Source organism: uncultured Microbacterium sp., assembly GCF_963521695.1.
In the GTDB taxonomy this organism is placed as follows: domain Bacteria; phylum Actinomycetota; class Actinomycetes; order Actinomycetales; family Microbacteriaceae; genus Microbacterium.
Genome location: NZ_CAUQWC010000203.1, coordinates 1 through 6,367, shown reverse-complemented (window position 1 = coordinate 6,367; position 6,367 = coordinate 1). Strand labels below are relative to the sequence as shown.

General features: G+C 69.8%; 4 protein-coding genes. 2 read left to right on the top strand and 2 right to left on the bottom strand.

Annotation, left to right across the window (positions count from 1 at the left end; genetic code table 11):
- On the bottom strand, positions 1 to 372 hold a 372-nt coding region (locus RWP81_RS13225; RefSeq protein WP_314456830.1), incomplete at its 3' end, for a hypothetical protein.
- A 251-nt stretch (positions 373 to 623) separates the two neighbouring features.
- Positions 624 to 2,078, bottom strand: coding sequence for a zinc-dependent metalloprotease (locus RWP81_RS13220; RefSeq protein WP_314456828.1), 1,455 nt, complete (start codon positions 2,076 to 2,078; stop codon positions 624 to 626).
- A 128-nt stretch (positions 2,079 to 2,206) separates the two neighbouring features.
- Between RWP81_RS13220 and RWP81_RS13215 the strand changes: the two genes are divergently transcribed.
- Together RWP81_RS13215 and RWP81_RS13210 are read left to right on the top strand one after the other, a co-directional pair.
- The gene (locus RWP81_RS13215) at positions 2,207 to 3,334 is read left to right on the top strand and encodes a S16 family serine protease (protein ID WP_314456826.1); all 1,128 of its coding nucleotides are present in this window, start codon (positions 2,207 to 2,209) and stop codon (positions 3,332 to 3,334) included.
- A 43-nt stretch (positions 3,335 to 3,377) separates the two neighbouring features.
- On the top strand, positions 3,378 to 6,326 hold the full coding sequence (locus RWP81_RS13210) for a UPF0182 family protein (RefSeq protein WP_314456824.1): 2,949 nt from the start codon (positions 3,378 to 3,380) through the stop codon (positions 6,324 to 6,326).
- Positions 6,327 to 6,367: the final 41 nt, after the last annotated feature.

The following is a 6,367-nucleotide window of genomic DNA, read 5'->3' as shown; positions in this document are numbered from 1 at the left end:
GATGGGAACGGGGTGCCCGGCCGATCCGGCCCAGGGGAGCACGCTCGCACGCGGTGGGAGGGCGGCGAGGACGGCTCGAACGACACGCGCCGGGAGATCGTCGGCGACCTGCACGGCGATCGGCGTACCTCGCCGGTGGGAGGCGATTGCCGGCCCCACCGCGTCGAGCAGCGCGTCGCCGTCGCCCTCGGCCGCGCCGTGCACGCGCGCGAGACCTCGCACTTCTGCCCGCGTCGTGCCGGCCACGAGAGCCGCGACCACGACGTCGACCCACGGACCGGCGAACGGGGTGTGAGCGAGCGCGGGCTCACCGAACTGCACACGGCCGTCATCGCGCCAGAGGGGGAGAGCGGAGGGATCGAGTCGGATCATGGATCGATCCTGACCCGCCCGTCGCCCCCGGATGCCGCTGTCCCCACCCGCGGGCACACTTCTGCGCGTGGGGAGGAGGCGTGAAACCGCCAGCGTGGTGCCGCTGTCGCCCGGGCAGCGACCACCGCCGCCTCGCCCACGGCCGTGCGCCGGCGTGGAGGGACCGCGCAGTACGGGCGTCCCCCGAACGGACGAACGCGCCCGGGGGAGACCGTGGGTCTCCTCACCGGGCGCGTTCGAGGGCGAGAGTCCTACACCGGCCGTTGGTCGCCCGGTGCCGGGTCGTCGTCGGGTCGTTCGTCGCTCGACGACGCAGCGGCCCCCGTGTCTGCGCCGTCCCCTCCGGCGTCGTCGGCTCGGCCGCCCTCGGCCTCTTCGGCCAGCAACTGCGCGAGCGCGTCGTCCATGGCATCCGAGGGTGCCCCTTCGCCCCGGGAGGCAGCCGTCAGGCGCGCGATGAGGGCGGCGGGGTCGTCGATGTCGTCGGCGGTGGGCATGAGGTCGGGGTAGTCCCACAGTGCGTCACGCCCCTCGACGCCGACCGCGTCGGTCACCTGACGCCACATCACCGCGGCTTCGCGCATACGCCGCGGACGCATCTCGAGACCGACGAGCGAGCCGAGCGCCTGCTCGGCGGGGCCGCCGACCGCGCGACGCCGGCGAACGGCCTCGGCGATGCGCGCGGCGGAAGGGAGCCGGGAGGTCGCGTCCTCGGTGACGACGTCGACCCATCCCTCGATCGTGGCGAGCAGGTTTTCGAGGCGCGTGAGGGCCGCGGTCTGCTCCTCGGAGCGCTCGGGCAGCAGCGCTCCGCTCTCTAGCGCACCGCGCAGCTCTTCCGGCTGCGACGGATCGAAGCGCGAGGCGAGTTCTTCGAGGGCGTCGGTGTCGACGCGGATGCCGTGCGCGAAATCGCGCACCTGCGAGATCACGTGCAGCCGCAGCCAGCGCGCGTGACGGAACAGTCGGGCGTGCGCGAGCTCACGCGTCGCAAGGTACAGCGCGAGCTGGTCGTCGGGGATCTCGAGATCACGGCCGAAGTCGGCGAAGTTCTGCGGGAGGATGGCCGCCTCGCCGTCGGGCATGACCGGGATGCCGACATCGCCGCCGCCGACGACCTCGGTCGAGAGCCGCCCGACGACGTGACCGAGCTGCGTGGCGAAGAGCGACCCGCCCACGGTGCGCATGAGGCGCCCCGCTCCGGCGATCATCTCCTGCATGTCGTCGGGTGCCTGCTGACCGAGAGCCGCGGTCAGGGCATCGGCGATGCTCGTGGCGACGGGCTCGGCGAGCTCCTGCCAGACCGGGAGCGTCGCAGTGACCCAGGCGCCACGGGTGACGGCGCGGGGCGGTCGCGGCAGGTCGGCGATGGTCGTCGCCTCGCCCAGCCAGAGGCCCGCGAGCGTGAACGCCTGGTCGAGGTCGGTGCGTTGACCCGTGGTCACGCCCAGTCCGTCCTGGTTGGCGATGTGCAGGGCCTGGCGCTCCGCCAGGCTCCAGTCGACCCCCTCCTGCGTGCCCGCGAAAGCGCCCTGCAGCTGGTTCATGACCTGCTGCAGCATGGCGGGGTCGATCTGCATGCCCGACAGGCGGGAGAGCTGCTCGGGGTCGATCCCGCTGGTGTCGCCCGACATCAGGCGGCGCATCAGCTCCTGGAACTCCTCCTCGGGGCTCCGGTCGTCGGGCCCGCGGTTCTCGTCTGCCATTTCGGCCGCCTTTCAGCCAGGTCTGGGGGAACGAGTCCTACGCTAGTCGCACGCTTCCCCGCATCTGCCGGCCCGGCCTCGCGCCGCTTACGCCGCACGCGAACGACCCGGCAAAGGACCCCCCACCCGTGACCCTGTTCGATGAGAACGTCGCCGTCGTGCCGGCGCCCCGCGAGCGGTGGAGTCGTCGCTCCGTCGTCGGTGTGTGGGCGCTCACCATCGCCTCGCTCGTTCTGCTCACCCTCACGTTCCTGCCCTCGGCGTACGTGATCCAGCAGCCCGGCCCCGTCTTCGACACGTTGGGCACCTCGAAGAACGCCGACGGACAGGACGTCCCGCTCATCTCGGTGCCCGACGAAGACGACACCACCTCCGCCGGGCAGCTCGACCTGCTGACGGTGCAGGTGAGCGGGAATCGCGAGCGCACCCCCTCGTGGCTCGAGCTCGCCGGGGCGTGGTTCGACCGCTCCCGCGCCGTCGTGCCCATCGACCGCATCTTCCCCGCCGGTCAGAGCACCGAGCAGCGCAACACCGAGAACGCCGCCCTCATGACCGACTCGCAGAACGAAGCCAGTGCGGCCGCCCTCCGCGAGCTGGGGTACGACGTTCCGGCGGAGATCACCGTTGCGACCATCGACGACGGCGGAGCGTCGGCGGGTCGATTGCAGCTGAACGACGTGATCACCTCCGTCGACGGCACGGCCGTCACGAGCGTCGAGGGGATCCGGGCGAAGGTCCAGGATGCCGCGGGCGGCCCGGTCACCGTGGGCTTCGAGCGCGATGGCATCCCGGATTCCTCGCAGATCACCCCCCGCGAGACGACGGTGGACGGGCAGACGCAGTACCTCCTGGGCGTCGGCCTCGGCATCTCGTTCGATCTCCCCGTCGACGTCACCATCCAGCTGAACGACGTGGGCGGCCCCAGCGCGGGGATGATGTTCGCGCTCGGCATCATCGACAAGATGTCGCCGGGCGACCTCACCGGTGGCGTGCACTACGCCGGCACCGGGACCATCGACGCCGACGGCAACGTCGGACCGATCGGTGGCATCCGTCAGAAGCTCTACGGGGCGCTGGATGCCGGCGCGACGATGTTCCTGGCTCCCGAGGCGAACTGCAACGAGGTCGTGGGCCACGTGCCCGACGGTCTGCGCGTGTTCTCCACATCGACTCTGGAGCAGTCGCTGACGGTGCTGGAGACGGTGCGCGAGGGGGGCGACCTCGACGCCCTCCCGACGTGTGGCTCGGGATCGTAGCATTCACGGCTTACCCCGAGAAGGCCGCGCCTAGGATGAAGGGGTGACCACGACCTCAGTGCCGAACCAGGCCACGCCCCCGAATCGCTCCCGACGGATCGTCTCCATCACCCTGGCGGTGATCGCCGCGCTCGTCGTGGCATTCTTCGTCTTCGCCAACCTGTATTCCGACTGGCTGTGGTTCGCACAGCTGGGCTTCACCGGCGTGCTCACCACGCAGTGGATCGGTCGCAGCGTGATGTTCGTCGTCGGCTTCCTGGCCATGGCGGTGCCGGTGTGGGGCGTCATCCAACTCGCTTACCGCCTGCGCCCGGTCTACGCGCGCCTGAACTCGCAGCTCGACCGTTACCAGGAGGTTGTGGAGCCGCTCCGCCGCCTCGCCATGTGGGGCATCCCCATCTTCTTCGGCTTCTTCGCCGGCTTCGCCGCATCCGCCCAGTGGGAGACCACCTGGCTGTGGATCAACGGCGTGACGACCTCCGTCACCGACCCGCAGTTCGGCCTCGACACCGGCTTCTACCTCTTCGCGATGCCGTTCTACGCGGCCGCCCTCGGGTTCGCCTCGGCCGTGGTGCTGGTGTGCCTGCTGCTGACGGCCGTCGTGTCGTACCTCTACGGTTCGGTGCGTGTCGGCCAGCGCGAGTTGCGTATCTCCAAGGCCGCTCGCATCCAGCTCGCCATCCTCGCCGGTCTCTACCTGCTCCTGCAGGGTGCGAGCCTGTGGCTCGACCGCTTCCGCACGCTGGTGGAGCCCTCGGAGCGCATCACGGGTCCCGGCTACGTAGGGGCGAACGCCGTCATCCCCGGTCAGACGATCCTCGCCATCGCGGCCGTCATTGTCGCCCTGGCGTTCTTCGTCACCGCGTTCCTCGGCCGCTGGCGCTACCCCCTCATCGGCACGGCGCTGCTCGTCGTCTCGGCCGTCGTCGTGGGCGCGGCCATCCCGTGGGCGGTCACCACCTTCCAGGTGCGCCCGAACGAGCTCACCCTCGAGAGCCAGTACTACCAGCGCAACCTCGACGGAACGAAGGCCGCCTACGGCATCGACAACGTCGAGAAAGAGAACTTCCAGGCCACGACCGAGGCCGAGGCCGGCCAGTTGCGCGACGACGCGGAGTCCACCGCGCAGCTGCGCATCATGGACCCCGCGATCATCGGGCCGACCGTGCGTCAGCTCGAGCAGTACCGCGCGTACTACCAGTTCACGAACCCGCTCGACGTCGACCGCTACACGATCGACGGCGAGACGCAGGACACCGTGGTGTCGCTGCGCGAGCTGAACATCGGCCAGCTCGGCGACGCCGCCTCGTGGCAGAACACCACCCTCGTCTACACCCACGGCTACGGCATGGTGGCGGCCGCCGGTAACGAGCGCACCGCCGACGGCGACCCGGTGTTCCTCGAGCAGGCCATCCCCGGCACGGGCTTCCTCACCGATCTGCAGTACCAGCCGCGCGTCTACTTCGGCGAGCAGTCGCCGACGTACTCGATCGTCGGTGCACCCGAGGGTACCGATCCGATCGAGCTCGACTACCCGCTCGGCGCGGACGGCGGCACCGAGACCCGCACCACGTTCGACGGCGACGGCGGACCCAGCGTGGGCAACGTCTTCAACCGCCTCATCTACGCGCTGAAGTTCCAGTCGGAGCAGATCCTCTTCTCGGACAGCGTCAACGACGCATCGCAGATCCTGTACGACCGCGACCCCAAGACGCGCGTTCAGAAGGCCGCGCCGTACCTGACGCTCGACAGTGACCCGTACCCCACGGTGGTCGACGGTCGTATCAAGTGGGTCATCGACGGCTACACCACGAGCGCGAACTACCCGTACTCGACCGGGGTCTCGCTCTCGCGCGCGATCGCTGACTCGAACAACCCGGCCCCGACCTACGCACTGGATGACATCAACTACATCCGCAACTCGGTCAAGGCCACGGTCGACGCCTACGACGGCTCGGTCGACCTGTACGCGTGGGACGACGAGGATCCGCTGCTGAAGGCGTGGCAGAACATCTACCCGACCTCGCTCCAGCCCTGGAGCGCCATGTCGGCAGATCTCATGAGCCACGTGCGCTACCCGACCGACCTTATGAAGGTGCAGCGCTCCATGCTCGGCGTCTACCACGTCGACGACGCGGTGTCGTTCTACCGTCAGGACAACCGGTGGACCACCCCGAACGACCCGCAGGACCCGGCGACCTTCCAGCCGCCGTACTACCTGACGATGAAGATGCCCAGCCAGGACGACCCGTCGTACTCGATGTTCACGAGCTTCATCCCGGCATCCCAGGGTGGACAGGCACGAAACGTGCTGACGGGCTACCTGGCGGTGGATTCCAACGCCGGGGATCAGGCGGGGGCCAAACGCGACGACTACGGACGCCTCAGAATGCTCGTGATCGACGCGGCCACCACGGTGCCCGGACCCGGCCAGGTGCAGAACACGTTCGACTCCGATACCGCCGTCTCGTCGCAGATCAACATCCTGCAGCAGGGGCAGTCGGAGGTGTTGAACGGCAACCTGCTGACCCTCCCGGTCGGTGGTGGTCTGCTCTACGTGCAGCCGGTGTTCGTGCAGTCGTCCGGTGACACGCAGCTGCCGCAGCTGCGGCGCGTGCTGGTGGCGTTCGGTAACGAGATCGCGTTCGAGAACACGCTGAGCGAGGCTCTCGACACCCTGTTCGGCGGTGATTCCGGAGCCAACACAGGCGACGAGGCCGTCACCCCCGTCGACCAGGGCCAGGGCGGAGACACCGGCGGTACCGGTGGCGGCACCACCGTCCCGGCCGGCGATTACGCCGCGGCGCTGCAGGAGGCGGGCGACGCGCTCACCGCCCGACAGGCCGCGCTGACCAGCGGTGACCTGGCCGCGTTCGCCACGCAGGATGCGCGGCTCACGGCAGCGGTGCAGCGCCTGCTCGCCCTCGAGGCGGAGGGTCAGGGTGGCGAGACCACTCAGACCCCGACCCCCGAGGCCACGCCCGCGGGCTGATCACCCTCACCACGACGCCGGCGCTCCGCATCCGCGGGGCG

Bases quoted from the DNA above. Each gene is read 5' to 3' on its own strand.
- RWP81_RS13220 (WP_314456828.1), bottom strand. From the start codon at position 2,078: ATGGCAGACGAGAACCGCGGGCCCGACGACCGGAGCCCCGAGGAGGAG.